General features: G+C 57.9%; 23 protein-coding genes. 6 read left to right on the top strand and 17 right to left on the bottom strand.

Annotated elements, in window-relative coordinates; translation table 11 throughout:
- Window positions 1-53: 53 nt before the first annotated feature.
- The 12 genes from HW556_RS12215 to HW556_RS12160 all read right to left on the bottom strand — a co-directional run bounded on the left by HW556_RS12215 (window position 54) and on the right by HW556_RS12160 (window position 13,655).
- On the bottom strand, window positions 54-1,127 hold the full coding sequence (locus tag HW556_RS12215) for a sensor histidine kinase (RefSeq protein ID WP_176900330.1): 1,074 nt from the start codon (window positions 1,125-1,127) through the stop codon (window positions 54-56).
- Between the two features lie 177 nt (window positions 1,128-1,304).
- Window positions 1,305-1,697 (bottom strand): hypothetical protein, encoded by a 393-nt coding sequence (locus HW556_RS12210; RefSeq protein ID WP_176900329.1) that lies wholly within the window; start codon window positions 1,695-1,697, stop codon window positions 1,305-1,307.
- Between the two features lie 173 nt (window positions 1,698-1,870).
- Window positions 1,871-2,620, bottom strand: coding sequence for a shikimate dehydrogenase family protein (locus HW556_RS12205; protein WP_176900328.1), 750 nt, complete (start codon window positions 2,618-2,620; stop codon window positions 1,871-1,873).
- Window positions 2,621-2,739: 119 nt separating this feature from the next.
- Window positions 2,740-3,396: a DedA family protein gene (locus HW556_RS12200; protein ID WP_176900327.1), complete on the bottom strand. Its 657-nt coding sequence runs from the start codon at window positions 3,394-3,396 to the stop codon at window positions 2,740-2,742.
- Between the two features lie 75 nt (window positions 3,397-3,471).
- Window positions 3,472-4,143, bottom strand: coding sequence for a spermidine synthase (locus tag HW556_RS12195; RefSeq protein ID WP_176900326.1), 672 nt, complete (start codon window positions 4,141-4,143; stop codon window positions 3,472-3,474).
- A gap of 99 nt (window positions 4,144-4,242) precedes the next feature.
- The gene (locus HW556_RS12190) at window positions 4,243-5,580 is read right to left on the bottom strand and encodes a PQQ-dependent sugar dehydrogenase (protein WP_176900325.1); all 1,338 of its coding nucleotides are present in this window, start codon (window positions 5,578-5,580) and stop codon (window positions 4,243-4,245) included.
- 252 nt (window positions 5,581-5,832) lie between these two features.
- Entirely contained in the window at window positions 5,833-6,666 is an 834-nt protein-coding gene (locus HW556_RS12185; protein WP_176900324.1) for a phosphosulfolactate synthase, read from the bottom strand.
- Window positions 6,667-6,817: 151 nt separating this feature from the next.
- On the bottom strand, window positions 6,818-8,215 hold the full coding sequence (locus HW556_RS12180; protein WP_176900323.1) for a tetratricopeptide repeat protein: 1,398 nt from the start codon (window positions 8,213-8,215) through the stop codon (window positions 6,818-6,820).
- A 150-nt stretch (window positions 8,216-8,365) separates the two neighbouring features.
- Window positions 8,366-9,364 (bottom strand): NAD-dependent epimerase/dehydratase family protein, encoded by a 999-nt coding sequence (locus HW556_RS12175; protein WP_176900322.1) that lies wholly within the window; start codon window positions 9,362-9,364, stop codon window positions 8,366-8,368.
- A 75-nt stretch (window positions 9,365-9,439) separates the two neighbouring features.
- Window positions 9,440-10,201, bottom strand: a complete 762-nt coding sequence (locus HW556_RS12170) for a tyrosine-protein phosphatase (protein WP_176900321.1) — start codon at window positions 10,199-10,201, stop codon at window positions 9,440-9,442.
- A gap of 13 nt (window positions 10,202-10,214) precedes the next feature.
- Complete coding sequence (locus HW556_RS12165) at window positions 10,215-12,671, bottom strand: GumC family protein (RefSeq protein WP_176900320.1); 2,457 nt, start codon at window positions 12,669-12,671, stop codon at window positions 10,215-10,217.
- Window positions 12,672-12,698: 27 nt separating this feature from the next.
- Complete coding sequence (locus HW556_RS12160) at window positions 12,699-13,655, bottom strand: polysaccharide biosynthesis/export family protein (RefSeq protein ID WP_176900319.1); 957 nt, start codon at window positions 13,653-13,655, stop codon at window positions 12,699-12,701.
- Between the two features lie 253 nt (window positions 13,656-13,908).
- On the opposite strand from HW556_RS12160, the gene HW556_RS12155 reads away from it, so the two are divergent.
- The 4 genes from HW556_RS12155 to hpf all read left to right on the top strand — a co-directional run bounded on the left by HW556_RS12155 (window position 13,909) and on the right by hpf (window position 16,839).
- A complete protein-coding gene (locus HW556_RS12155; RefSeq protein ID WP_176900318.1) occupies window positions 13,909-15,048 on the top strand; it encodes an acyl-CoA dehydrogenase in 1,140 nt (379 codons plus the stop codon).
- Window positions 15,049-15,261: 213 nt separating this feature from the next.
- Window positions 15,262-15,462 (top strand): 30S ribosomal protein S21, encoded by a 201-nt coding sequence (rpsU, locus tag HW556_RS12150; protein WP_019946232.1) that lies wholly within the window; start codon window positions 15,262-15,264, stop codon window positions 15,460-15,462.
- 156 nt (window positions 15,463-15,618) lie between these two features.
- On the top strand, window positions 15,619-16,506 hold the full coding sequence (locus HW556_RS12145) for a tyrosine-type recombinase/integrase (protein WP_176900317.1): 888 nt from the start codon (window positions 15,619-15,621) through the stop codon (window positions 16,504-16,506).
- Window positions 16,507-16,539: 33 nt separating this feature from the next.
- Complete coding sequence (hpf, locus tag HW556_RS12140) at window positions 16,540-16,839, top strand: ribosome hibernation-promoting factor, HPF/YfiA family (RefSeq protein WP_019946230.1); 300 nt, start codon at window positions 16,540-16,542, stop codon at window positions 16,837-16,839.
- 217 nt (window positions 16,840-17,056) lie between these two features.
- Here hpf and metK read toward each other — a convergent pair whose 3' ends face one another.
- A complete protein-coding gene (gene metK, locus HW556_RS12135) occupies window positions 17,057-18,319 on the bottom strand; it encodes a methionine adenosyltransferase (protein WP_176900316.1) in 1,263 nt (420 codons plus the stop codon).
- A 215-nt stretch (window positions 18,320-18,534) separates the two neighbouring features.
- Between metK and HW556_RS12130 the strand changes: the two genes are divergently transcribed.
- On the top strand, window positions 18,535-19,356 hold the full coding sequence (locus HW556_RS12130; protein ID WP_176900315.1) for a phosphatase PAP2 family protein: 822 nt from the start codon (window positions 18,535-18,537) through the stop codon (window positions 19,354-19,356).
- A 178-nt stretch (window positions 19,357-19,534) separates the two neighbouring features.
- Here HW556_RS12130 and HW556_RS12125 read toward each other — a convergent pair whose 3' ends face one another.
- The 4 genes from HW556_RS12125 to HW556_RS12110 form a co-directional block, all read right to left on the bottom strand.
- Window positions 19,535-20,788 (bottom strand): hypothetical protein, encoded by a 1,254-nt coding sequence (locus tag HW556_RS12125; RefSeq protein ID WP_176900314.1) that lies wholly within the window; start codon window positions 20,786-20,788, stop codon window positions 19,535-19,537.
- Between the two features lie 90 nt (window positions 20,789-20,878).
- A complete protein-coding gene (locus HW556_RS12120) occupies window positions 20,879-23,332 on the bottom strand; it encodes a S9 family peptidase (protein ID WP_176900313.1) in 2,454 nt (817 codons plus the stop codon).
- 86 nt (window positions 23,333-23,418) lie between these two features.
- A complete protein-coding gene (locus tag HW556_RS12115; protein ID WP_176900312.1) occupies window positions 23,419-24,036 on the bottom strand; it encodes an HD domain-containing protein in 618 nt (205 codons plus the stop codon).
- Window positions 24,037-24,071: 35 nt separating this feature from the next.
- Window positions 24,072-24,506, bottom strand: coding sequence for a GNAT family N-acetyltransferase (locus HW556_RS12110; protein WP_176900311.1), 435 nt, complete (start codon window positions 24,504-24,506; stop codon window positions 24,072-24,074).
- A 125-nt stretch (window positions 24,507-24,631) separates the two neighbouring features.
- Between HW556_RS12110 and HW556_RS12105 the strand changes: the two genes are divergently transcribed.
- On the top strand, window positions 24,632-26,017 hold the full coding sequence (locus HW556_RS12105; RefSeq protein ID WP_176900310.1) for a PQQ-dependent sugar dehydrogenase: 1,386 nt from the start codon (window positions 24,632-24,634) through the stop codon (window positions 26,015-26,017).
- Window positions 26,018-26,096 lie beyond the last annotated feature (79 nt).

The raw sequence follows: 26,096 nt of genomic DNA, 5'->3' as shown, positions 1-26,096 counted from the left end.
GTAAGTGAATCGGTGATTTTGATTGAATGGCTCTGCGGCCCTTTGCGCAAAGCTCAGCGAGTCTCTGTGGGCAACGCCATTGGCACAGTCAGGCGCACGGCGTACTCCTCGGCGTTGGCCGTGACGACCAGCGCGTGCTGCCCGGGATAGAGCAACTCCAGCCGCCGGCGCAGATTGGCCAGGCCCATACCGCCAGGCACCGCCGCGTCGGGCGAAACGCGGTTGCGCACCGTGAAATGCAGCTGCCTGTCGGTGGTGGCAAGTTGCAGCACGATGCGCACGACATGGGGCCGGGCCGTAAGGTCGCCGTGCTTAAAGGCATTCTCGACCAGCGGCAGCAGCAGCATGGGGGGCAGCAGCAGCCGGTGGCTGGCGTCGGGCGGGAGCAGAATCCGGAAGTCGATGGCCTCGTCGGCGTCGTCGGGCGCGCCGCTGGTGGGCAGGCGCAGCTGCTGGAGCGTGAGGAAGCTTTGCAGGTGGCTTATTTCGCGGGCCAGCGGCACGAGGTCGTCGGCGCTTTCGTAGAGCTGGTAGCGCATCAGTTCGGCCAAGCGCAGCACGGCTTCGGGGGCCTGGGGCGAGGCGTGTAGCGTAAGTGAGTAGATGTTGTTAAGCGTGTTGAACAGGAAGTGCGGGTGCAGCTGGCTGCGTAGCAGGGCCAGCTCGGTGCGCAGGTGCTGCTGCTCCAGGGCGCGGCGGTGGCGCAGCTCGCGCCAGTAGTCGCCGGCCAGCCGCACAAAAAAGCTCAACAGCAAAATAGCTCCCCCCAACTGCAGGTAATAGGCCTGCAGCACCTGCACGTAGTAGCCCAGCGGCTGCGATTCGCCCCGTACCCGCACCTCATCAAACGCGTAACCGACGCCGATACGCAGGGAGCAGAACGCCAGCAGCCCCAGTCCCAGCAGTCCCAGATACATGCCCAGCCGCCCGCGCCGGAACAGGCGGGGCATTAGCAGCCAGTTGAAATAGAACAGGGCCGAATCGAGCAGGTTAGCCAGCAGGGCCAGAGGCCAGAAGTTGTCCTGCTGCTGCGGCACCAGCACGCCCTGGCGCAGCAGCCAGTTTTGCCAATCAACGTAAAACAGCAGCCCGGCCCAGCCCAGGTGCACCCAGGGCAACCGCTGCATCCAAGCGGGCAGGCGCGGGCGCGCACGAAACAGGGTAGGGGCAGAAGGCAGCAGAGGGCATGGGCTTGACGAGCCGGCAAAATAGCCAACTACCGGCGCTTCAGCCTTACTTTTCAACCAGCACCCGCCTCCGCATCAACGAACCTGCCCCCAGCTGCTACCAGCCGCAGCACGCGGCTAGTTGTTGATGTACACCCGGATGAGCTTGGTCAGAATCAAATCCATTTTGCTGCCCAGCGTTTCCAGCTGGCTGCCCATCGTTTCCAGGCGGGTTTCCAGCTCCTCCAGCCGCTGAGCTGGGTCGGGTTTATAATCGACGAGCGAAAACAGGGTGGGGGTGCTGGTTTCCATTGGCTGGGACAGCGGCGCATTCAGCAGGGCCAGTTGCTCCAGGCAACTGGTCTGCCCGGCCAGCAGCTGCTGCAGGAGCTGGGTGTTGCTTTCCGTGGCCTGTACCAGCTGCCGGAGCAGGGCGGCATGCTGGCGTAGCTGGGCCGTATGACGGTCCAGAATGGCGGTGGTTTCCGAAAGCAGAGGCTCCAGCTGGTCCAGGCGTTCTTCAGGAGTCATAAAGAATGTTTGATAGTAAGATTATAAGGCAATCTACTACTATTCCCTTAGTTTTCGCATATAATAAGGAAATTTCACTATATAATTGTACTAATACTTTCCCCGTAAGTACTCGGCTTCTGAAAGGGCGTCGGGTAGTAATCAGGGCCTTGTTCTGGCCTGCAAATAGGTTTTTAGGCCTGCTGATGCCAGATGTTCCAAGCTTCTTCGGCTTGACGGCAGAGCATATCGAAACCGTTTTTTACCTGAGCCCCGGCTGCCAGACCACGGCGCATAAACTCAGTTTCGGCTGGGTTGTACACCAAATCGTGCAGGTAATGTTGGGGGGTTAGGGCCTCGTAGGGTAGCGGCGGGCACTTGGCTACGTCGGGGAAGGTGCCCAGGGGTGTGGCATTGATGACGAGCAGATGCTCCCGGATTAGTTGGGGTGTCAGCTCGTCATAGGTAAGGCCCGGCCCCAGGGGGTTACGCGAAACGGTCCAGAAACCGACTTCCATTTCGCGTAGCGCTACTTCTACGGCCTTGGAAGCTCCGCCGCTACCCAGTACCAAGGCCCGCATTCCGGCCGGCACCGGGCTGGGCAGCAACGCGCGAAGCGAGTCGCGGAAGCCAATGTAATCGGTGTTGTGGCCCACCAACCGGCCGTCGTCCCTGAATTCGACTACGTTGACGGCCCCCACGCGCGCCGCCGAAGCCGCCACCTCGTCCAGGAAGGGCCAGACTTGTTCCTTGTAGGGAATCGTGACGTTGAGGCCCCGCAATTGCGGGTGGGCTTCCAGCAGGGCCGGCAGTTCGTGCATGTCGGCCAACTCAAACAGTTCGTAGCGGTGGTCGGCCAAGGCTAGGCTATGAAACTTCTGGCTGAAGTAGGTCTGAGAGAATGAGTGCTTCAGGGAGCGGCCAAGCAATCCAAATTCAGGCATAAGGCAGAGACAGGTTTGGGCAGTAAGCAACAAAAAAACCGCCGGCTATCCTTGCGGGGCCGGCAGTTATGCGGGTTTATTTCAGACAGGTTTGATGAAGAGCTGACGCAGGACAACGCTTACGCTACTGGCTTCCTGCGGCGGATGCGCGTTTTGCTGAACTCCCAGACAACCGGCAGCACCGACAGCGCAATAATGGCCAGCACGACCAGCGAGAAGTTCTTCTGCACAACTGGAATCAGCCCGAAGAAGTAGCCGGCACTCGTGAGCGAAACCACCCAGAGTACTGCGCCCACTACGTTGTAGGACAGGAACTTGGTGTAATGCATGGTGCCCACACCCGCCACAAACGGCGCAAACGTGCGCACGATGGGGATAAACCGGGCCAGGATAATGGTTTTAGCGCCGTGCTTTTCGTAGAAAGCCTGTGTACGCTCCAAATGCGCCCGCTTCAGGAAGCGGGAATTTTCACGGAACACCCGTGGCCCCAGATAGTCGCCAATATGGTAGTTGAGCGTGTCGCCGAGTACGGCGGCCAAAATTAACAGCCCCATCATCAGCCACACGTTCAGAGGGGAGCCGGGCAAAGCAGCCGTGGCGCCAGCGGCAAACAGCAGCGAGTCGCCGGGCAGAAAGGGCAACACCACCACACCGGTTTCCACAAAAATGATGAGAAACAGAATGGCGTAGGTCCAGACACCATACTCCTTCACAATTTCACCTAAGTGTTTATCGAGGTGAAGAATAAAGTCGAGGAGTTGCTGAAGGATTTCCATAAGAAGGGGTTGAAGCTGCAAAGTAAGCGAGTTGGCAGCAAACGGTAACCCGATGCCTCGCTATGGCGGCGTCAATCAGGCCAGCCGCTGTAAAATGAGCAGACGGTTGAGCTGCTCTACCTCAATATCCTGCACGGCAAAACCCAACTCTTCCAGAAACTCCGGTAGTGGTTGCCCTTCAGGCCACAACTCGGCCGTTGTCAGCAGGTTGCACAGTGCCCGGCCCCCCGGCTGCAGTACCCGCCACAACTGTTGCCAAAAAGCTGCCTCACCTAATTCAGTTGGTAGCGTCAGGTCCAGAAACAAATCCACTATGGCCAGCTCAAAACTGCTGGGCGGGGCCGCAGGCAGCCAGGCAAAAGCATCGGCGCACACTATGTGCAGGTTGGGTCCGGACCTCACGTCAAATTCTGTGGCGGCTACTTCCAGCACGGCCGGGTCGAGTTCGATGGCCGTAACAGGACCAGTGCGGCCCTGCTCGTGGCGCAGCAGAGGCAGAACCGAGCCGCCGCCCAAGCCCAGCACCAGTACCGGCGCGGCGGCATCGGCTACCGGCACAAAGCGCAGCCCGTAGCGTAGCACCTGCTGCAACAAACCGTAGCTGTAGTTGGCGGAGGCCGTGTTCAGCGTTTTGTGCCCGCGCCAAGTGGTGATTTCCAGCCAGCCGCTGTACGCCGAGGGTACCCGGCGCGTGAGCGGTACCAAGTAGCTTACCAAGCGGCGAACAGTAGTAGGCAGGAGGCGCATCGAAGCTGTTTATAAAGCCAATGAAAACATCCTACTTCAGCTGGCGTCCGCGAAGCCGAAGCAGGATGTTATGTTGACATCAACGATTTACTGAGCTGCCTACTGAGCGGCAATGCGCCAGATTTTACCGCCGGCATCGTCGGCTACCAGCAATATGCCGTTGGGTAACATGGTTACGCCTACCGGCCGGCCATACACCTCATTCTGCTCGGCATTAGCAATAAAGCCGGTCAGAAAATCCTCGGGTTTGCCGGCTGGCTTGCCATTTTGGAATGGGACAAATACTACTTTATAGCCCGAAAACTCGGTGCGGTTCCAGGAGCCATGCTGCCCGATAAAGGCCCCTTTACGGTAGCGCTCTGGAAACTGCTCGGCTGTGTAAAAGGCTAGCCCCAACGAAGCCGTATGGGAACCCAACGCTACATCAGGTACTATAGCTGTTTTCACCAGCTCAGGCTTCTCGCCCTTGCGGCGCGGGTCAACTTTCTGGCCGAAGTAGGAGTAGGGCCAGCCGTAGAAGCCACCTTCCTGCACGCTGGTCAGGTAGTCGGGCACCAGCTCATCGCCCAGCTCATCGCGCTCATTTACAGCCGTCCAGAGTACGTTGGTGCCCGGGGCCCAGTCCATGCCTACGGGGTTGCGCAGGCCGCTGGCGTATATCTGTTCGCCGCTGCCGTCGAGGTTTATTTCGATGATGTTGGCCCGGCGCTCCTCCTCCTTCATGCCGTGCTCGCCCACGTTCGAGGCCGAGCCCACCGATATGTAGATCTTCTTGCCGTCGGGGCTGGCCAGCAGGTTGCGGGTCCAGTGGTTGTTGTAACCACCAGCCGGCAGGTCCAGAATTTTCTGGCCCTTGGCTGTAATAGACGTCTGGCCATCAGCGTAGGGGTAGCGCCACACGCCGTCGGTGTTGGCCACATAGAAGTAGCCCCCCAGCAGCAGCATGCCAAAAGGCTGGTTGAGACCTTCTAAAAATACCGTGCGTATCTCGGGCCGGCCATTGCTTTGCTCATCGCGCAGTAGCGTAATGCGGTTGGCGCTGGTGGGCCGCAACGACTTCGAAGGGTCGAGCTTCAGGGCTGCGGCCACTTCCTCCTTGGGGCCGGTGGGTACTGTATTGGCCTCCGCCACCAGCACATCGCCATTGGGCAGCACATACATATTGCGCGGGCTTTCGAGGCCGGCCGCATATTGCGTTACCAGAAACCCGGTGGGCACGGTGGGCATCGTCGCCTGAGGCCACTCCACAATTCGGCTACGCTTGGTAACCGATTCGGTAGCATAAGGCTCGGGTAGCTCCAGTATATCGACTTCGGTGGCAACGGTATCGGCGGGCGTAAGAACGGCGGCTTCGGTTTTTTCCTGTTGGGTCGGGCCGCCGCAGGAAGCCATTACTAGCAGCGCTGCAGCCGCCAAAAAAGAAGAAATACGCGTCATAGAAGGGTAAAATGACTGAATAATCTACACTCAGGAACGAATCCGGCCGGAGTTAATCTATTTAACTCAATTAAAGCCGCCGGGGTTAAGCCTGATACCTGTTGCTGCCGCAAGCTTCGGGCCAGCCTGCCATAACCACCGACTCCGCTTCGCATCATGCAAAACGAATACCCTACTGAACCGCTGTTCAGGCAGGGGTATTTGCTTTGTACGACGCGAAACGGAGTCGGGTAGTTTCAACCAAGCCAGCAATTAGCCGCGCGGCATGGAGGTGCCAGGCCGACCAGGAGCCTTGGGCTCGGGCCGGAACATCTCATCTACCTGGCTCATGTCGATGAAGTCGGAGAACGTGTCGCCGCGCAGCCCCAGGCGGATAGTTTCAAGGCTGATAACCTCGTTGGGTGCGATGTTACCCAGGTTCACGTTGGCTCCCAGCAACTTGATAAACCACACCTGCTGAGCCTTCTGGGGCGCTTCCCAGATGATTTTTTCAGACGGAATCTGGGTAAGGATTTCCTCGACAAGGCCCGAGCGCACCTCGCCGGTGCTGCGGAACAGGCCTACGTTGCCAGCCTCGCGGGCTTCGCCAATTACTTTCACGGCGCCAGCTTCGAGCTCCGTTTTCATCTGTGAAATCCACTTGTAGGGTGGGATAATCTTCTCGGCATCCTTCGAACCCACTTCGCTCAGCACCTGCACCTGGCCCGAAAGCGTGCGGATAAACTCCAGCTTTTTGTCGTGGTTGAGGTCGAGCGAACCGTCCGAAACTTCGGCGTACTCCATACCATACGTATCGAGCAGGCGCTGGTAGTCGGCAAACTGGTTGCGGATGATGAAGGCCTCGAACAGCGTGCCGCCGAAATACACCGGAATGCCCGCCTCTTTGTACACGGCCAGCTTACGCTTGAGGTTGGGCGTGGCATACGAGGTAGCCCAGCCCAGCTTCACAATATCGGTATACCCGGCGCCTACTTCCAGAAAATCCTCCACCTCCCGTACGCTCAGGCCCTTGTCCATTACCATAGTGAAACCTTGTTCGCGGGGCTTGCTGGTGCGCTCGGGCAGCTGGCTGAGGGAGTAATTCATGTAGTAAGAGCTTTAGTTATTTGCTGGGTGTCAGCGGGCAAAAGTACAGTTGTATTGGCAAAAGTGAAGGTCGGGCCGAAAAGGAAAAGCCGTTGAACGAGGCAGGTAGCTGCGTTCAACGGCTTTATCATTCTGGTTTTCTGCCTAGCGCTTACTTCCGGTACTGGTCAATCAGGCGGGCCAGCGCCTGCTGCGACTCCAGCTCGGGGAAATAGTCGAACAACAGCCGATGCTTGTCGAAATCGAGCGTAAGCGCGCTTTCCAGCGTCTGGTACGCCTCGCGGTAGCGCCCGGCTGCCAGCAGATAGGCGCACAGCCGGTAATGCAGCTCGGCCTCCACGGGGCTGATTTCGAGGGCCGTGCGCATCAGGTCGATGGCCCCGTCGAAATTGCCCTGCTCATACAGCAGAATGCTCCAGTTCAGCCAGCCGTCCTTATTGTCGGGGCCGGTTTCGGTGGCCTTTTCGTAGGCCTCCACCGCTGAAGTGAGGTTGCCAATCTGATACTCGGCAGCCGCCAGCGCCAGCCAATATTCCACGCTCTCATCATAAAGGCCCACGGCCTTGCGAAAGAAGTGGATGGCCTCGAAATATTTCTCCTGTGCCTGCATGATAATGCCGATGCCAAACCACGCCTCGTCCATAGTGGCATCGAGGTCGATGGCTTTCTGGTAGAAGCGGCGGGCCAAGTCCCACTCGGCCAGCTTTTCGTGGCACTCGCCGATGTTGCACAGGGCCTCAGGCGTAGGTATGCCCTCGGCGTAGCTCAGCTCAAACTCGGTAATGGCCGCCCGGTAGCGCTCAATACTGACGTAGCAACTGGCCAGGTAGCCGTGGGCGTCGTAGTACTGGGCATCAATGAGGATAGCGTACTCAAAAGCGCTGATGGCCGCATCGAAGTGGCCGGCCCGGTACTCGGCCTGCCCCAGGTTGAACCAGGCCAGGGCCGAATACGGGTCGTCGTCGGTAAAGCGCCGGAAAAAATCCAGGTTGCTTTCCAAGCGCCCGCTTACCTCCAGGCAGTATAGCAACTCCTGCACGGCCACATCATTGTCGAGGCTGAGGCGCAGGCTCTGCTTGTAATACTTGGCGGCGCTTTTGTATTTCTGCCAGCTTTGGTAAGCCAGGCCGAGGTTGAAGAAAATATCGTCGCGGTCCTCAGTGGTTTCCAAGGCCTGCAGGAAGAAGGCTACTGCTTCAGCAAAGTCGCCCTTCTGCGTAGCAATAATGCCGCGGGTAACGGCCACATCGGGGTTAGTGGGGTCCAGGTGAGCCACGTCCTCAATCTGGGTGCTGGCGGCGGCGTACTCGCCCTTCATGGCCAGCACCTGCGAGCGGTCAATCAGCAGCTCAGTGCTGAATGGATATTGGGTTATAGCGGCCTCGCAGGCCTGTAAGGCTCGGTCGTATTGGGTGTTGGAAGTATAGTGGTCGATGATATTCTCAAAATCGGCCAGATCGAAAAATACGGGCTCGTTGCGGTCCACCATGTCCTCAAAACGGCGCACAGTAGCCAGCACTTCCTCCCGGTCTTCAAAGTTTTCGTTCATTCTCATGCGTCAGCTAACAACACAAACCCGCCAAAAAGGCAGGTTTCGTGGGGTGGGTAGGGGCCGCTTCAAGCCAGAAACTCCCTTACCCTGAATATACAACAACCGCACCATTGGGCAATTAATGAAGCAACACTGCGCTGCACTACTTCACTGTTTCGCCAACTCCTGGCAGCACCAACGGATGGTTTCCGGCAAAGGTCGGAACCCGCGGCCTAACTCCTGGCAAATTTTGTTGGTTTGGTAAGCCAGCGGCCGGCGGCCGGCGCGGGCCGTGTCTTTGGTAATGAGCGGTCGTGCTCCGGTAAGCAATGACCGAACATGCTCAAGCCGCCAGATAGTTTCGGCGGCCCACGCCGGTACGGCCACGCTGGGCGGGCGTTTGCCGAAGCCGGATGCCATCAGGTCCAGCACCTCGGCCAGCGGCCAGTGCCCGGCGTTCAGCACGTACCGCTCGCCATTATTGTCGGTATCGAGGGTGAGTTGAGCCAGCATTTCGGCCACGTCGCGCACATCTACCAAGTTAAGGCTGGAGGGCGTATAGAAGCGGTGCTCATCATACGCGTAGCGAAAGAGGCGGGTACTACTGCGGTGCCAGTCGGCTGGCCCCAGCACCACCGAAGGGTTCACTACCACCGCCCGTAACCCCTCCGACACTCCCCGCCAAACCTCCAGCTCAGCCAGATACTTGGACGTAGCGTAAGCGCTGTGCTCGGCCCCCAAATCCCACTGGCCCTGCTCATCGATGCGTAATGGTTCGGTGGTAGGCAACTCGCGCTGGGCTGCCGCCGCCCCGCCACCCAGCGCCGCCACCGACGATACATAGCCCAGCCGGATACCGGGACGCTCCAGGCAGGCATCCACTACGTTGGCCGTTCCCTCCACATTCACCCGCAGTAGGTCCTCCTCATCCTGCGGGGCATATGACACCAGCCCGGCACAGTGAAACACATGCGTTACGTCCTCCAGCGCTGCCCGCAGGCCCAAGCCGTCGCGCAGGTCGCCGGGTATCCATTCTACAGGTTGTGTTTTAGCACTTACAGGCGGTGTCTGGCCCCGGTAAATCGCACGTACCGGTAAGCCACGCCGGCCCAGTTCTACCAGCAAAAAACTGCCTACCAACCCCGTACCGCCGGTTACCAGAATCATGTTACGAGTTGTCAGTTGCCAGTATAAGGTTGTCCGCTTACAGTTCGGTCGTAATGCGAACCAACCACCTATAGCTTATAGCGTGTTGTTTAGCAGCGGCAGAGCCAAGGCTTTGGCCAGATAGGGCGTAGCCAGTGTTTTGGTGCGTAGTGTATCGAGGTGCTTGGTGTGGTGCGTGTCAGTACCCAGCAGGTCCACGAGGCCACCGTCAATCAGCTTCTCCGCTACGCGTTTGGCACCGCTCGAATAATAGCCAGCCAACGAATTAAGATTAACCTGCAGCATAACCCCCTGCTCACGGAGGCGCTCCAGCTCTTCAAAGCGGCCATACAGGTAAGTGTAGCGTTCGGGATGCGCCAGCACCGGCTGGTAGCCCGCCGCCTGCATATTAAATATGCTTTCGTTCAGATTGAAAGGCTCGTTGATATACGATGTTTCAAACAACAGCAGCCGCCGCGCGCCCCCAAATGTCAGCAACGACTCCGGCTGCTCCAGTCGCCGCCCGAAATGCTCATCGAGGTAGTATTCAGCGGCGCAGTCCAACTCCAGGCCCGTAATGCCTGCCCGGGCCGCTGCCGTTTTCAGCGCCGTCAAGGCTCCGCGGATACCTTCAGGCGTATTGCGGTAAAAGTCGCCCATGACGTGAGGCGTCATGATCAACTTGCGGTAGCCGAGAGCCTTTAGCTGGCGTAGTAGTTCAAGTGCTTGTTCCGGCGTCTCTGCCCCGTCATCAAGGCCCGGCAGTACATGCGAGTGCATGTCGACCTCCAATGCGGCTAACGATGCAGCCTCGGCAGGCAACTTCGTTGTGCCAAACAGCTTGCTGAGAAACGACATAGGGGGATTTAAATCAGGATATGCGCTTCCGAAGCCGGCCTAGCATACCATCTTTAGGCGTATTATCCTCATCGTAATATCCTTGCCCATAGCCATAGCCATAGCCATATCCATAGCCATAACCGCCAGTGGTTTTAGCATCGTTAAGAATGGTCGTCAGCTTAGTGAAACCATTGGTACGAATCAGCTTATTGATATTCTTGAGGAATGATTTTTTGGAGTAATTAGCCCGGACAACATAAATCGGCACGTCAGCTTTGCGCATGATCAGGATACCATCTGTAACAAGTCCCACCGGTGGAGTGTCAATAATGATAACATCATAGTGCTGCTGCAATTCGGCAATCAGCGGATCAAATAGGTCGCTCAGAATTAACTCTGAAGGATTAGGTGGCGTCGGACCAGCCGAGATGAAATCAAGCGCAGGAATACTGGTGTGTTGCACACATTCCTGCCAAGTGTGCTTCTCAATCAGGATTGTACTGATGCCCTTAACATTTTCAGCATCGAAGGCTAAATTCACTTTGGGTTTGCGCATATCGAGGTCCAGAACAACCACCCGCTGATCAGACGCCGCAATGATGCCGGCCAAATTGACTGCCACAAAAGTCTTACCCTCACCGCTGATAGTTGAGGTCACCGAAATCAGACGCTTCTTTTTAGAAGAAGCAATAAATTCCAGATTAGTCCGGATGGAGCGAATAGCTTCCGATAGTGCCGACTTTGGGTTGCGGTCGACTACCAGCTTCGAAACGGCCATCTTTTCTTTGTCGTAAGTCGGAATTACGCCCAGTACCGGCGCATGCGTGTTGCGCTCCAGTTCGCGGATGTTGGTAACGGTATTGTGCAAAAGGTAGCGAACGGCAATCAGCCCTAATCCTAACAAAATACCGGCCGCCAGCCCAATGGCATATATCATCACCTTCACAGGCGAAATAGGAACAGCGGGGGAAGCAGGAGACAGGATCTGGAAATCAGCGGTAGCGCCGGCCATCGAAATGCCAAACTCTATCCGCTTATCCAACATCATCAGGTTGTACTTCTCATACAGTTCTAATGGTCTCTCCAGACGTGCCTGCTCGGTGTATTTATCTGGCAGGCTACGCAGTTTGGATTCTAACTCAGCTCGCTTGCCTAGCAACTTATCCTCCTGTGCCTTGAGCAACTGCTGGTTTTTACGCAGTAGCTGCCGCACTATCTTTTTAAGGTCAGCAATGCTCTGTTCCTTTATCTGCATAGCCACCGTAGCGCCCGGCTGATAAGAAAGTAAGGCCCGCTTCAGGTCGAGTTGGGCGTCGCTCAACTCTGTAATGCGCTGTACGAGTTGGCCATCCTTTACATCAGCCAAAGCCGGAATACTTTGCATTACGTCTCCATCAGCACGGGTCGTTAGTTGCTCCCGGTCCAGCAACTGGCCTACATCGCTCATCATCTCGCTTTGTTCCTGCAGCTTGGCGCGCTCTTCCTCCAACGTTTGAAGCAGGCCTGTAAGCTGCCCTACTTCACCTTTCACATCGTAGGAGCCCGTGCGCTTCACAAATGCCTCCATGTTTTCCTCAGCCTGACTGAGACTCTGGTTATTGCTGCCTAACTGCTCGTTTATGTAGCGTAGCGCCCGGGCAGACTGCTCACGCTTGCGAGTAAGCTTCTCCTCCAGATATACTGCATCCACGGCATCTACAATGTCGCGGGCCTTGGCTGGGTTATGGTCAGTAAATGAGATGCTGATAGTGTTAGCATCTAGATTAACGATATCAACCAGTAGATTGGTGTTAAAGTAGTTACTTAGAGCGCTAGGGCTGTTGATGAGAAAAGAATATTGCCCATCGAGTGCTGCCGAGTTAAAGTCTTTGGTTCGACGTATCGTTAATCGAAAGCCAGCCGCTGTGAAAGGCTGGCCGAAGGTGTGTTGTTGCTCGGCACCTCCTAGGGCCTCAGGCAAAGTCAACTCAAATGTGGTAGGAGAGAGAAAGCGTAAGGCTATCTTCTGATCAAAGGCGGCATCAACTGCCGCTTCATAATTCACTTCGAAAGGTGATGCCCCATAGATTTCGGTTTCCAAGACCGTCCCCTGCACGTAGTAATTTACATCAAGAGCCAGCGAGTCGTTAAGACGGCTGTAAATGATATCAGACTTGATGAGTTCAACTTCACCTGACAGCTTAGTTAAGCTTTGCTTCTGTTCTACAGCTCCGCCTAGGCCACCCAGACCCAGTACGCCTGCCTCTGTTTTCTCGTCAATCTTTAAGGTGGAAGAAGATTTATAGAGCGGGGGCGTGTAGCGCAGAAAAAGCCACGCAGCCGTGAGGCCTAACGCAACGAGCAGTACTATCCAAGGCAGGCTTTTACGGGCTACCGTCAGCAAAGTAGTTAGGTCTAGCCCACCGCCGTCATCTTCATCTTCCGTGGGCTCACCGCCGCCAGCTTGGCGGATGAGTTCTTCCAGTTCCGCGTCTTCTTTTACTGCCATTCAGGTAACTAATGAGAAAGCTTTCGGCTAGTTGCCGTTGCTGCCAAGTCGCGAAATAAGGTAGATAGTGCTTACAACACCTGCAATACTTGCAATCAAGCTAAATAAAGGCGCTGCATCCTGCAGGCCTTCGTAGAATGGCCGCCGGATAGGCTCAACATATATAATATCATTGGGTTCCACTTGCAGGTTCGCCCGGCGCATGCCATCAATTGTTGTCAGATCTATAATCTGCACCTGTGGATTCTTCAGACTGCCTCGGATCAGCCGAATGTTGTCGGCGCGCCCGGACGCGCCTGAGGCGGTAGTGCCTACAAAAGCCCCATTAATGCCCCCAGCCATAGCCAGCACCTCCAGCAGGTTCATGTTGTCGTTGAACATCTGGATAACCTGTCCGGAGCCGCCGGAAGTAGCGCCGAGTACGATAATACGGTTGTTAGCTACCCGCGTCGTTACAAATACTCCTTTGTAAAATTCAGTGTATCGGGTTTGCAACAGGCTGTCGGCCTGCAGCAAAGTCAAGCCAGTCAGGCGCTGATAGCCCACCATAGGTAAGCGTACGACACCATCGTGCTGTACTAAAAACTGGTTGCTGTTCTGGTTTTGCTGCTGATTCTGCTGGCCTCCCTGACGGCCTCCAGGGGCTGATTGTGCCTGGCTGGAGCCGATACTGCCTGCGCCTCCTGTGCTGCCTACACCTGTCATGCTGCCGAATTGCAATTCCCCATTGGGGTCGAGAATTCGTTCGCCTTCGTTGGTATATACCCGAACTTCTAGGTAGTCATTCGGTTGAATAATGTAGTTGCGTTCGGCTCTGTTTACTACGTCACGCAGCTTAGCCGTATCAAGGCGACCCGCTCCGTCGGCTCGAAATAAAATATTCTGCTGATGTACGCGGGCGGCGGAGCAGGAGCCTAGCAATAGCGCCGCCGGGGAGCACAGCAGCCACAGGATGAGGAAACGGCGAAGGATTAATTTAGGCATGCAGACCGACTCAGGCCGGATTCAGATGGAAAAAACGTAAGCGAATATGCTGGCTCGGCCGGATAGTATTCGCTTAAGAACCATCAAAGAAACCGAATAAACCGGGCCTATCAAAATCGGAAGCTTTGCTGGCCTGAATCCTGCGCTAGCAGGGACGGGTGTAAAATCGTACTTTTGCGAACCCAAAGTCGGGCTTTGCTGGTTATAGCACTCTCGTCCAACTTCTTTCAACCATCCCACCCACCCCTTACTTATGGAACTGGTAGCTACCGAAAATCAAACCATGATTGCCCAGATGGTGCGCGACTTTGGCGCCCAGCACATCAAGCCTCGCATGATGGAGTGGGACGAGTCGCAGGAGTTCCCCAAAGAGGTGTTCCATAAGCTCGGTGAGCTGGGCCTAATGGGCGTGCTTGTGCCCCAGGAGTACGGTGGAGCAGGATTCGGTTACGTGGAGTACGTGACGGCCATTGCCGAGCTGTCGAAGATTGATGGTAGCATTGGCCTAAGCATGGCTGCGCACAACTCGCTCTGCACTGGCCACATTCTCCAGCACGCATCCGAGGAGCAAAAGCATAAGTACCTGCCTAAGCTGGCCTCCGGCGAGTGGATTGGTGCCTGGGGCTTGACTGAGCCTAATACTGGCTCTGATGCCGGCAATATGCGCACTGTTGCCATCGAGGATGGTGACCACTACGTACTCAACGGTGCCAAAAACTTCATTACCCACGGCAAAACCGGCAACGTGGCCGTGGTAATTGCCCGCACTGGCGAAGTTGGTGACTCGCGGGCCATGACGGCCTTCATCATCGAGCGTGGTACGCCCGGTTTCGAGGCTGGCCGCAAGGAAGACAAGCTGGGCATGCGGGCTTCGGAAACCACTGAGTTGATTTTCACCGACTGCCGGATCCCCAAGGAAAACGTGATTGGCAAAGTGGGTGACGGCTTCGTGCAGGCGCTGAAGGTGCTCGACGGCGGCCGCATCAGCATTGCTGCCCTGAGCCTGGGTATTGCGCAAGGTGCCTATGAGGCTGCGCTGCAGTACTCCAAGGAGCGCCACCAGTTCAACCAGCCCATCAGCAACTTCCAGGGCATCAGCTTCAAGCTGGCCGATATGGCTACCGAGATTGAGGCAGCTTCCCTGCTCACCTACCGCGCTGCCGATATGAAGGACCGCGGCCTGAATGTGAATCTGGAGTCGGCTATGGCTAAGCTTTATGCTTCTGAGGTGAGCGTGCGCGTGGCCAACGAAGGCGTGCAGATTTTTGGCGGCTACGGCTACACAAAGGATTACCCAGCCGAGAAGTACTACCGCGACGCCAAGCTCTGCACCATTGGCGAAGGCACCTCCGAGATTCAGAAGCTCGTTATTGCCCGGGCCATCCTGAAGTAAAACGCAGTTTGGCTGGTTTTTCGTTGAATATGCTGGTTTCGGCCAGTTGAGTGTCAGGCTGTTTTGCTGTCATGCTAACTTCGGTAACCGGATGCCGGTCAGCATAAAGTCATTCCATTCAACGAAAAATCAGTGTCATCTGTGATTGATTATTAAGGAGGGTTCCCTATCTTTGCGGCCCTTCATAGTTGATTTTCCAAGTTCACTGCTGATATGCTCATCGTCCAAATCAAAGAAAACGAGTCGGTTGACCGCGCGCTCAAGCGCTTCAAGAAGAAATTCGAGCGCACCGGCGTTCTGAAGGAATTGCGTCGTCGCACTTTCTTCCAGAAGCCTTCCATCACCAACCGCAAGCAGAAGCAGAAGGCCATCTACAAGCTTTCTACTTACGGTCCTGATGCAGACCCCAAGTAAGCATCTGATAGCGGCTTAGCTGCTAATATGATCAAGAAACCCGTCTGATTTGCTCTCTGAGCGAGTCAGACGGGTTTCTTGCGTTTCAGCGGGTAGGTTTGTTTGCTGAATTGAATTACCTACATTGGCTATCCGGCCCTTAGTTGCTGCTTGTTTATGGAGTTGTTTTTTGATTACCTGCGTTTCGAGAAGCGGTATAGCCCACACACGGTCGTATCGTACCAAACGGATCTGCGGCAGTTTGGCGAGTTCTTGAAGGCCACTTACGAACTCGATGACCCTACCCAAGCCGACCATACGCTGATCCGCTCCTGGGTAGTGCAGCTCATGCAGCAGCAACTCGACCCGCGTACTGTGAATCGCAAAATCGCGTGCCTGCGCTCCTACTATAGCTATCTGCTGCGCACCGGATCGGTGGCCAAGAATCCGATGCTACGCATCACCTCGCCCAAAACAGCCAAGAAGCTGCCCGACTTCGTACCCGAAGAAAGCCTCAATAACCTCCTGAATTCCTTCGAATTTCCAGATACTTTCGCCGGGGCCCGCGACCAGCTGATTCTGGAGCTACTTTATGGTACCGGCATGCGCCTCTCAGAGCTGATGGGCATTCGGCCCGCTGACCTAAGCTTGGCTGGCAGCACTGTGCGCGTAACGGGTAAGGGCAGCAAGCAGCGTATTGTGCCGCTCAACTCAGGTTTAGTGCGGGTTCTGGAGCAGTATATAGCCCGGCAGCGGCACGAGTTCGGTAGTAGCGGCAACGCCACCGCGCCGCTTCTCGTTACAGACAAAGGCGAGCCGCTGTATGAAAAACTGGTTTACCGCACCGTGAAGCACTATCTAAGCCAGATAACCACGGCTTCGGGCCAGCAGCATCCGCACGTGCTCCGCCACTCCTTCGCCACGCACCTGCTGGGTAAAGGAGCTGATTTGAACGCTATTAAAGAATTGCTCGGACACGCCAACCTAGCCGCCACGCAGGTATACACCCACCTGAGTATCGATAGGTTGAAGTCCGTTTTTGAGCAGGCCCACCCCAAGGCCTGACTGATTTATTGTTTACCCTTAACCCCCTAGTTGATGAAAGTACAGATCAATTCGGTGCATTTTGACGCCGGCCAGCCCTTGCTCGATTTCATTCAGCAACGCCTTAATAAGCTCGAAACATTCTTCGACCGCATAACCGAAGGTGAAGTTATCCTCAAAGTGAACAATAAAGACGGTATTGCTAACAAAACCGTAGAATTCAAGCTGATGGTGCCCGGCAACACGCTGTTCTGTGAGGAAGACGCGCCTACTTTCGAAGCCGCCACCGATGCCTGCTATGAGGCTATGCGCCGCCAGTTGGTAAAGCACAAGGAGAAGCTGGTGAACTACTAAAGCCGCGTTGTTAGCACTGAGCCTGCTACCAATCATGTAAAAGCCCCGCCTGAATCGTCAGGCGGGGCTTTTACATGATTGGTAGCAGCTTAGTGCTGTAGATAGTAACCAAACTCGCCAGCACTGTAGCCGGCCCGGTAGATAGCGTAGGCCGCTAGCACTACCAGCGCCAAGCGCAATGGCTTATTCTGGGTTTGAAGCAGCCTCAACAACAAAATCATAGGCCAAACTCAGCTTTGATATTGTCTACGTAGTCAAGCTTCTCCCAGGTAAAGGTTTCGACGGTTTTGGTGCTGCCATCGGGCATGTTCACCTGCTTGGTACCAGCTTCGCGGCCCATGTGGCCATAGGCAGCCGACTCGGCGAAGATAGGGTTCTGCAGACCTAGGCGCTGTACGATGGCGTAGGGGCGCAGGTCGAAAATGTTCTGCACTTTCCGGGCAATCTGGCCGTCGGTAAGCTTTTCGCCATTGCCGTTGCTGACCTGGGTGGTGCCGTAGGTATCTACGAACACGCCTACGGGTTCGGCTACACCAATGGCGTAGGCTACCTGCACGAGCACTTGGTCGGCTACGCCGGCGGCTACTAGATTTTTGGCGATGTGGCGGGCCGCATAAGCTGCCGAACGGTCAACCTTGCTCGAATCTTTGCCCGAGAAGGCTCCGCCGCCATGGGCCCCTTTACCACCGTAGGTATCCACGATAATCTTGCGGCCCGTCAGGCCCGAGTCGCCGTGGGGGCCACCGATGACGAATTTGCCCGTAGGGTTGATGTGATAGGTGATGCTGTCGGTGAACAACGCCTGGGTGTTGGCATCGAGTTGGGCCTTCACGCGGGGGATGAGGATGGTTTTGATGTCCTCCTCAATGCGGCGCAGCATGGTGGCCTCATCGGCATCGAACTCGTCGTGCTGGGTGCTAACGACAATGGTTTCGATGGCTTCGGGCGTGTTGTCGTCGGCGTAACGGATGGTTACCTGGCTTTTGGCATCGGGGCGCAGGTAAGTCATTTCGCGGCCTTCTTTGCGCATAGCCGATAGCTCGCGCAGTAACCGGTGCGACAAGTCGAGACCCAGCGGCATGTAGTTGGCCGTTTCGTTGGTCGCGTAGCCGAACATCATGCCCTGGTCGCCGGCACCCTGCTCTTCAGCCGTAGCGCGTACCACGCCCTGGCTAATGTCGGGCGACTGTTCGTGCAGGCGGTTCATCACCTCGCAGGTGTCGGCGTTGAACAGGTATTCGGGCTTATTGTAGCCGATGCGGCGGATAACCTCGCGGATGATAGGCTCGGCATCTACATGGGCAGTCGACTTGATTTCGCCGGCTACGAGGGCAAAATCGGTGGTTACCAAGGTTTCGCAGGCCACTTTAGCGGTGGGGTCCTGGCGCAGGTATTCGTCGAGGATAGCGTCGGAAATCTGGTCGGCTACTTTATCTGGGTGGCCTTCCGAAACGGATTCGGACGTGAACAGGTAGGGCATCAGCTAAGAAAGGTAGAAGTACGCGAGAGGCCGGTAGCCCCTGCCCTAGGTCGGCAAATGGCCGGTCAGGGCCGCAAAGCTACGAGATTTCTATTGGTTGATTTTGAATCTGGACCTTACTGAAAGCAGCCCGTATAGTCCCGGCCTTAACCATCGTGCTACATTTGCGTTCACCGCTTTCAGCGCCATTCTCTCTCAGTTTACTTTTCCTCCTTATGAAGCGTTTTACGCCATTGCTTCTTTTGCCGCTATTGCCTTTAGTTGAGGCACAGGCCCAGCGTGCGTCTTCACCCTACCGCACCCGCTTTGCCGTCGACGCACCTGTTACGGCGGGCTTGGGGGCATTGAGCGGTGTAGGGCTGCTGCTGATTTCCAAAAAGGACGGCCTTAACCAGACACAGCTGGCGGCTCTCAATAAGCAGGATGTACCCAAATTCGACCGATTTGCGGCCGGTAACTTCAGCACCAGCGCCCAAACTGCAAGCGACTTTATTGTGTATCCGTCGCTGCTGCTGGCACCGGGTTTGCTGGCCCTCGACAGCGACGTGCGGGGCCGCTACGGGCAGGTGCTAGGGCTGTATCTGCAGACCATGCTGGCCTCCAATGCTGCCTTTACACTTACGGCCGGCAATGTGTACCGCTACCGTCCTTTCCTGTATGGCTCCGAAGGAGGAGGCAAGCGTACCAGCCACATCTCCACCAACTCGTTTTTTGCCGGCCATACGGCCAACACAGCAGCGGCTACATTCTTCGCCGCCAAAGTATACCACGATTTCAACCCCGGCTCGGCGGCCCGCCCTTTCGTATGGGGCACGGCAGCACTGCTGCCCGCGGCTACGGGCTATTTCCGCCTCAAGGCCGGCAAGCACTTCCTTTCCGATAATATTGTGGGCTACACGGTAGGCGCAGCGGTGGGCATTCTGGTGCCACAGTTGCATAAAACCACCAGCCGCACTGGCCTTTCAGTGTTTCCGGTACAGGGCGTTAACGTAAACGGTTACGCCTACTCAGGGCTGGGCTTCATAAAGCAATTGTAGCACGGCTAATGCTAGTGAATTTGGGCAGGCTGGCTTGTCAGTTGAAAGCCATTGCCTACTCTTATCGGAAACCCCGGCAGGGTGCCGCCAACCGCTATGGGTTGGGGCCCTCTACTGGGGTTTTCGTTGTTTAGTAATGATGTAAATATTTGTTATGATGTGTGTTATGTCGATATTATTAGGAAAATGGTCCGTAGCTAGCCACCTGCCAAACGTGCCAGCCCAAGGCCGCCGCCAGCAGCAGCGCGCTGCCACGAGGGCCCGGTGGCCGGCGGGCCAATGCTAGGGCCGCTACGAGCAACAGCAGCGGCACCAGCATAAACGTGAGGCGCTCTTTGTAGTAGCCCAGCCCGGCCAGAAAGCCCGTCAGCAAGGCCAGCAGGCCAATCAGCTCGGTTAGGCCAGTGGGCCGGCCGGGGGCGCCTCCGTACAGCCACCACCCCGCGGCCAGTGCTGCGACCAGGAAGGGCGCAATGGCCGGTAACGTGGTTCCGAACTGGGCCAGGTTGGCCCCGGTCAGCACTAGGAAGTCGGGCAGCGGCTGCAGCCACAGCCCCTGCAGCCACACCAATTGGTGGTAGGCTTCGGCCTCGTGGTTGTAATAGGCCACACCGCGCAATTGCAGCAATAGTATCCAGAGCAGCGTGGGCAACACGAATAGGCTAGTCAGCAGCAGGGCCCGGGCTGTTAGGGTAAGCAACGGCTTCTGGCGGCGCAGTAACCACAACCCGTAGATCAGTACTGGCAGCACCAGCACGAAACTACCATATGCCAGCGCCAGTAAGCCGCCCAGCAGCGCCAGCCCCAGCAGGGCCGCCCGCCAGCGTGGTTGCTGCCGCAGCTGCAGCGCCAGCCAAAGCAGCGCCAGCGGCACCAGAAAGGTGAACATCTGTTGATGAACCGTCCAGAAAAAGGCTTTGGTTACCTGGTTTGATATTAGGAATACCAGCAGCGCCGCCAACACCAGCGGCTGGCCTCGCCCGTCCGTGAGGCGGTAATACAGGTGCCGAAACAGCAGCAGCGCCCCCAGCAGCAGTCCAAAATTCAGCAGCACGTAGCCGATATAGAACCCAAGTAGCGGCTGGTACTTGGCTGGCAGCTTGGCCACCACGGCGGCCGGCAGCAGTCCGCCGGCTTGCAGGCCCTGCATCACCCACGTAACCGGGTAGCCTACGGCCGTGCCCAGTAGCACGTATAGCGGCCGCGACTGGCGTACGGCCTGCGGCTCCAGCAGCCGGGCTGGGTAGCGGGCACTTTCCATGTACTCGAACCCGTCGCAGTTGGCCATGAAACCCGCGAAGGAGCTCAGATGAAGGTAAGTGCCGCAGTACTCATCCTCCGTAAGAGGCGCAGGCGAAAACCAGAAAGAAGCCGTGGCCACCAAGAGCAGCAGGGAGTAGCGGGTGAGGCGGCCAAGGGTGGCGGGGAGCATAATCGATAAAGCTCATGGCAGGTAAAAGACAGAAACGGCAGCAGAATAAGGCTGCCGCCGTTTTTTAATCTCAATAATTCGGGTGCTCGTTTACTGTCCGCTGGCTCCGCTACCGCCCGCCGGGGCTGGCGTCAGATTCTCCTCGAACAGCTTAAGGATGCGGCGGTACTCGTCGGTCCAGGAGGAAGGCTCCACGAAACCGTGGTTTTCGACCGGGTATACGGCCAACTCCCAGTTCTCCTTTTTCAGTTCGATGAGGCGCTGGCTGAGGCGCACGATGTCCTGGAAGTGCACGTTAGTATCGACCATACCGTGGCACATGAGCAGGTGGCCTTTGAGGCCGGCGGCGTAGTTGATGGGGGAAGAGCGGGCGTAGGCTACTGAGTCATTATAGGGCTCGTTAAGGATGTTGTCGGTGTAGCCGTGATTGTAGTGGGCCCAGTCGGTAACTGAGCGCAGGGCGGCCCCGGCCTTGAACACCTCCGGCTGGGTGAACATGGCCATCAGCGTAATAAAGCCGCCGTAGGAGCCGCCGTAGATGCCGATGCGCTGGGGGCTGACGCCGTATTTCTCGGCCAGCAGCTGGGCGCCGTCGACTTGGTCGGTGAGGTCCTTGCCGCCCATGTAGCGGTAGATGCCGGTACGCACGTCGCGGCCGTAGCCGGCCGAGCCCCGGTAGTCGATGTCGAGCACCGTGTAGCCTTTATCGACCAGCAAATTGTGGAACATGTACTCGCGCGAGTAGCTGCTCCACCACTTGTGGGCATTCTGCAGGTAGCCAGCGCCGTGCACGAAAATTACGGCCGGGCCTTGGGCCTGGGGGTTGGCGGGGCGGTAGAGGCGGGCATACACGCCGGCCCCGTCGCGGGCCTTGTACTCGATTACCTCGGGCTGACGCCATGCGTAGCTTTCGAACTCGGGCGTGGTGGAGTGAGTGAGAGCCTTCATCTTGGCGCCCGGCTTGTTGTCCATCGTGTACAACTCCCAGGGCGTGTTGCTGGTGCTGTAGCGCAGGGCCCAGGTTTTCTCGTCGGGCGAGAGTGTGGCTTCGTCGTATCCGCCAGGCTGGGTGGTGAGTTGCACGAGCGGGCCGCCGCTCACCGGCATGCGGTAGAGGTGCTGCTCGCCGGGGTGGGTTTTGTTGGCCAGCAGATACCACGTTTTTCCGTCGCGGCTCAGCTGGGTTTTCTGGATCTCGAATTTGCCGCTGGTCAGCGCCTTTTTTTGGCCGCTTACGATGTCGTAGGTGTAAAGATGGGAGTAGCCGGTAGCTTCGCTCTGGAACCAGAGCTGGCGCGAATCGGGTAGCCAGCCCACGTTGCCTTCGCCGTAGCCGATACCAGGGCCATTAATCCAAGCGTCGTCGTGTTGGCGGTCGAGCAGCTTTATTTTCTGGGTAGCCGCGTCCAGGCCGACAATCCAACGGTCCTTGTTATCGGCGCTGCGAATGACGAGGAAGGCGTGCCGGCCATCATCCGACCAAAACGGGCCGAAGGGCGCCACTCGCCGCAATTCAGTGGCCGACTTAGCGGTTTTGGCGCCTTTGGCTGCCTTAGCCGAATCAGCCGGCATGGGAGCCTTAGCTTTTAACTGGTACTCTTTGCGGTAGGCTGGCTGCTCGTCTAGTCCCTGCAATTCGGTGTAACCCAGCACGAAGGTTGTGTCGCGGCCCACATCGTAGAGGCCAAGCTGCAAGGCGGTCTGAGCGGCGCCTACTTTGGTGCGGGTATTAATGTCTTCGGTGAAGCCCGAGGTGGTTACGAAGTCGGGTACCAAGGCCACTTTAGCGGTTGGCGGTTCCTGGGCCAGCGTGTAGGTTACGTAGCGGCCATCAGGCGAGAGGCGCATGTTGCGCACAGTTTGGGTGCCCAGCCAGATGGCTTTGGGCCGGAGCTTGGCCAGCGCCTGCTGCTGCCGCTGCCGGGCCTTGGCATCCTGCTCCTTCTCGCGCAGTACATCGAAGAGCGCCAATTGCTGCGCCTTCAGGTACTTTTCGCTTTGGTCGGTGGGCGCAGTGCCGGCCGGCTGGTTGCCCTTGCGGAAATCGGTGCGCTGCACGGTTTCGCCAGTGGCGGGGTCCCAGGTAAACAGGTTGCCGCCGCGGCTGTAGCTGATGGCCTGGTCCTGCAGGGCGAAGTGCGGATCGGTTTCCTGCTCGGCCGTGTTGGTCACGCGCCGGATACGTTGGGTTTTGAGGTCAAGCAAATAGATATCGCCCGCTTTCTCGTAGAGCTTGCGTTGGTAGCGCCGATCGTACTCGCCTTCGGCGGCCGGCAGCGCCACCTGCTCGCGCAGGCTTACCTTGCGGGCCGTGCCGCCGCTGGGGGCAATGCGGTACAGCGAGTCGCGCCGCGCCTTATCGGGGTTCCAGTTGAAGTAGATGGACTTGCCGTCGTCGGCCCAGGAAACGTTGCTGGGCGAAGTGCCCAGCCACTGGGACTGGTCGCGCATTATTTTCTCAACGGTGAGCGGGGCCAGCTGTTGGGCCTGGGCCGAGCCGGCCAGCAGTAGCGCCGCCAGGGGCAGCAGGTAACGGTGGGTCATGGGCAGGAATTTCGTTTCGGAAGATAAGGGACGCGGGGTGAAAGCGAGGCGTTGCGCGGGTAGCGCATACCGCTGAACGGTACACGCTACAACCCGTCCAGCTCCGCCCGCAGGTTACGCCGGGCGGCTGCCTCGAACCGACTTTGAAACGCAGGCGTGCGGTACAGCGCCGGGCCGGCCAATAGTTGCTCCAGCACCTTGCGGCGGCCTCGACGGTATAGCACGGCGGGGACTAGCCGGTACTCCTGCCGGATCTGGCGGGCGTATTCGGCGTAAGCGGCCGGCTCGGCTCCTAACACGCGCAGGTCGGCGTCGAGGAAAAAATCCAGGTCGGGCGCCGGGGCGTGGACGGCAGCGTGGCGGGCGGTGCATTCAATAAGATAGACTACCCGCGCCTGCCGTTCGGGGCCGAGCGTGGAGTACGTCAGAAAATGCCGGGCCAGTTCGGCACTGCGGGCTTCGTTTTCCGAGGAGAGGTAGTTGTATACCGCATCGTGAAACCAGACGGCCAACTCCACCACCGGCCGGTCCTCCACCATTCCGGCGTACTCATCCACGGTGTTCAGCAGGGTTTGCACGTGGCGCAGGTTATGGTAGTGGCGGCCTGGCCCGTCGTAGGAGGCCACGAGTTGCTCATACATCGTGTCGCGCCGGGTGGCATCGGGCATCAGAGGACTCACGAGAGCATTCCAGCGGGTTTGCATTTGGCGAGTTGAGGATGTAGTGCGAGGCTCTGGGTTTAATTACCCGTTGGTACGCCGTAGGGGTTGGCTTTCTTGATTTCCAGGAAGCGGTCGGGGGTGGGCAGATCCTGGAAGCCGAAGCGGCGGTAGAGACTGTGGGCGTCGAGGGTGGCCAGCATGAAGCGGCGCACACCCTGCAGCTCGGGGTGGGCCATAATGGTTTCCACGAGCTGCTTGCCCAGGCCCAGGCCCTGGTATTCGGGCAGCACGAATACGTCGCAGAGCCAGGCAAACGTGGCGCGGTCGGTAACCACCCGGGCAAAGGCTGCCTGCTGGCCATCGGGGCCGTAGAGGCCGAAGTTGAGTGAGTTGGCAATGGCCCGCTCCAGCGTTTTGAGCGGCATGCCCAGGCCCCAGTACGACTGCTGACTGAGGTACTCGTGAATCAGGGGCACATTGAGGTGGGCGGGGTCGGGGCTGACGGTGAACATGGCAGGGGCAGGTTGGAGGGAAGCCGCAAGAACGGCAGGCGGCAGCAGACGTGGGGCACCGGGCCACAAGTCGGGCGTTTTTGCTATCTTATGCAGCGCCTCTCCTCCCACTCAATAGCCTACTTATGAACCGCTTTTATACCTCACTAACAGCCCTGCTACTCGCCGCCGCCCCCCTGACTGCCCAGACGCTCCCGGCCCTAACTACCTTCCCGGTGGGCACTACCACTGTCACCGTTTCGGCCCTCACGACTGGTCTGGTAGTGCCCTGGGAGCTGGTCTGGGGGCCCGATAACTTCATCTGGATGACCGAACGCGGCGGCCGCATCAGCCGGGTGAACCCAACCACCGGCGCGGTTACGCCGCTCATTACCCTGGCCGATGTATCCACGTCGTCGGAAGGCGGGTTGCTGGGTATGGCACTGCATCCCGATTTCGCCACGTCGCCTTTCGTGTACGTGGTGTACAACTACACTGAGAACGGTACCTACCTCGAAAAGCTGGTGCGCCTGACCTACGCCAACGGTACGCTAAGCGCTCCGTTGGTGCTGCTGGGCAACATTCCGGCCACCAGCACCCACAGCGGCTCGCGCCTGCTCATCTTGCCCGACCGCACGCTGCTCATGAGTACCGGCGACGCTCAGCAGCTGCCCCAGGCCCAGAATCCGGCTTCGCTCAACGGCAAAATCCTGCGCTTGAACCTTGATGGCAGCGTACCTGCCAACAACCCCATCTCCGGTAGCCTGACCTACACGCTGGGCCACCGCAACCCCCAGGGCCTGGCCCTGGGTCTCGGCAACCGCATCTACAGCTCGGAGCACGGGGCCAACAGCGACGATGAGCTAAACCTCATTGAGCCCGGCCGCAACTACGGCTGGCCTACGGTGGAAGGCTACTGCGACCAAACCACCGAGCAGGCCTTCTGCACCCAGAACAACGTGCGGGTACCCCTCACGGCCTGGACGCCCACGCTGGCTGTGGCGGGCCTCGCGTACTACACTTCGCCTGCCATTCCGGGCTGGCAGAACCGCCTGCTGCTAGTTTCGCTCAAGGCCGCCCGCCTCACCGACCTGGCCCTTAATGCCACCGGCGACGCCATTTCCTCCCGCACTGATTACCTCACCAGCTTCGGCCGGCTGCGGGCCATCTGCGTTTCGCCCCAGGGCCGGGTGTATGTGGCTACCAGCAACCGCGACGGCCGTGGTAGCCCCGCCGCCACCGACGACCGAATTCTGGTGCTCGAAAACCGCGACTTTGTGGTAACGGCCACTGCCGCTCCCGTAGCAGCCCGCCTGCGCCTCTGGCCCAACCCCGCTCACCATACCCTCACGCTGGAGCGGCCGGCCCTGGCAGCCGATGCCATCAGCATCAGCGATGCACTGGGCCGGCGGGTGCAAACGGCGCGCTTTGCGGCTGGTCAAAGCCAGCTAACGCTTTCAATTGAGGGCCTGAAGCCGGGCATGTACATGGTCCAGAACGGCGGACGCACTCAGCGGCTGGTAGTAGAGTGAGGCATCCTCAAGTCACGCCTCACTCCCTCTCCGAACAAGGAGAGGAAGGGCCTGGCTCTTGCTTGGTATCAGCTGTTCC

The organism is Hymenobacter terrestris, from assembly GCF_013377905.1.
GTDB lineage: Bacteria > Bacteroidota > Bacteroidia > Cytophagales > Hymenobacteraceae > Hymenobacter > Hymenobacter terrestris.
Note: the sequence above shows the minus strand (reverse complement) of the source record. Positions and strands in the feature narration are given on the sequence as shown.

Coding starts and splice junctions, on each gene's coding strand:
- HW556_RS12165 (WP_176900320.1), bottom strand. CDS start 12,671: ATGGCAGTAAAAGAAGACGCGGAACTGGAAGAACTCATCCGCCAAGCT.
- HW556_RS12215 (WP_176900330.1), bottom strand. CDS start 1,127: ATGCAGCGGTTGCCCTGGGTGCACCTGGGCTGGGCCGGGCTGCTGTTT.
- HW556_RS12110 (WP_176900311.1), bottom strand. CDS start 24,506: ATGTTCACCGTCAGCCCCGACCCCGCCCACCTCAATGTGCCCCTGATT.
- HW556_RS12130 (WP_176900315.1), top strand. CDS start 18,535: ATGAAGCGTTTTACGCCATTGCTTCTTTTGCCGCTATTGCCTTTAGTT.
- HW556_RS12210 (WP_176900329.1), bottom strand. CDS start 1,697: ATGACTCCTGAAGAACGCCTGGACCAGCTGGAGCCTCTGCTTTCGGAA.
- HW556_RS12160 (WP_176900319.1), bottom strand. CDS start 13,655: ATGCCTAAATTAATCCTTCGCCGTTTCCTCATCCTGTGGCTGCTGTGC.
- HW556_RS12120 (WP_176900313.1), bottom strand. CDS start 23,332: ATGACCCACCGTTACCTGCTGCCCCTGGCGGCGCTACTGCTGGCCGGC.
- HW556_RS12125 (WP_176900314.1), bottom strand. CDS start 20,788: ATGCTCCCCGCCACCCTTGGCCGCCTCACCCGCTACTCCCTGCTGCTC.
- HW556_RS12200 (WP_176900327.1), bottom strand. CDS start 3,396: ATGGAAATCCTTCAGCAACTCCTCGACTTTATTCTTCACCTCGATAAA.
- HW556_RS12105 (WP_176900310.1), top strand. CDS start 24,632: ATGAACCGCTTTTATACCTCACTAACAGCCCTGCTACTCGCCGCCGCC.
- HW556_RS12195 (WP_176900326.1), bottom strand. CDS start 4,143: ATGCGCCTCCTGCCTACTACTGTTCGCCGCTTGGTAAGCTACTTGGTA.
- HW556_RS12185 (WP_176900324.1), bottom strand. CDS start 6,666: ATGAATTACTCCCTCAGCCAGCTGCCCGAGCGCACCAGCAAGCCCCGC.
- hpf (WP_019946230.1), top strand. CDS start 16,540: ATGAAAGTACAGATCAATTCGGTGCATTTTGACGCCGGCCAGCCCTTG.
- HW556_RS12205 (WP_176900328.1), bottom strand. CDS start 2,620: ATGCCTGAATTTGGATTGCTTGGCCGCTCCCTGAAGCACTCATTCTCT.
- HW556_RS12190 (WP_176900325.1), bottom strand. CDS start 5,580: ATGACGCGTATTTCTTCTTTTTTGGCGGCTGCAGCGCTGCTAGTAATG.
- HW556_RS12145 (WP_176900317.1), top strand. CDS start 15,619: ATGGAGTTGTTTTTTGATTACCTGCGTTTCGAGAAGCGGTATAGCCCA.
- HW556_RS12175 (WP_176900322.1), bottom strand. CDS start 9,364: ATGATTCTGGTAACCGGCGGTACGGGGTTGGTAGGCAGTTTTTTGCTG.
- HW556_RS12115 (WP_176900312.1), bottom strand. CDS start 24,036: ATGCAAACCCGCTGGAATGCTCTCGTGAGTCCTCTGATGCCCGATGCC.
- HW556_RS12180 (WP_176900323.1), bottom strand. CDS start 8,215: ATGAACGAAAACTTTGAAGACCGGGAGGAAGTGCTGGCTACTGTGCGC.
- HW556_RS12170 (WP_176900321.1), bottom strand. CDS start 10,201: ATGTCGTTTCTCAGCAAGCTGTTTGGCACAACGAAGTTGCCTGCCGAG.
- metK (WP_176900316.1), bottom strand. CDS start 18,319: ATGCCCTACCTGTTCACGTCCGAATCCGTTTCGGAAGGCCACCCAGAT.
- rpsU (WP_019946232.1), top strand. CDS start 15,262: ATGCTCATCGTCCAAATCAAAGAAAACGAGTCGGTTGACCGCGCGCTC.
- HW556_RS12155 (WP_176900318.1), top strand. CDS start 13,909: ATGGAACTGGTAGCTACCGAAAATCAAACCATGATTGCCCAGATGGTG.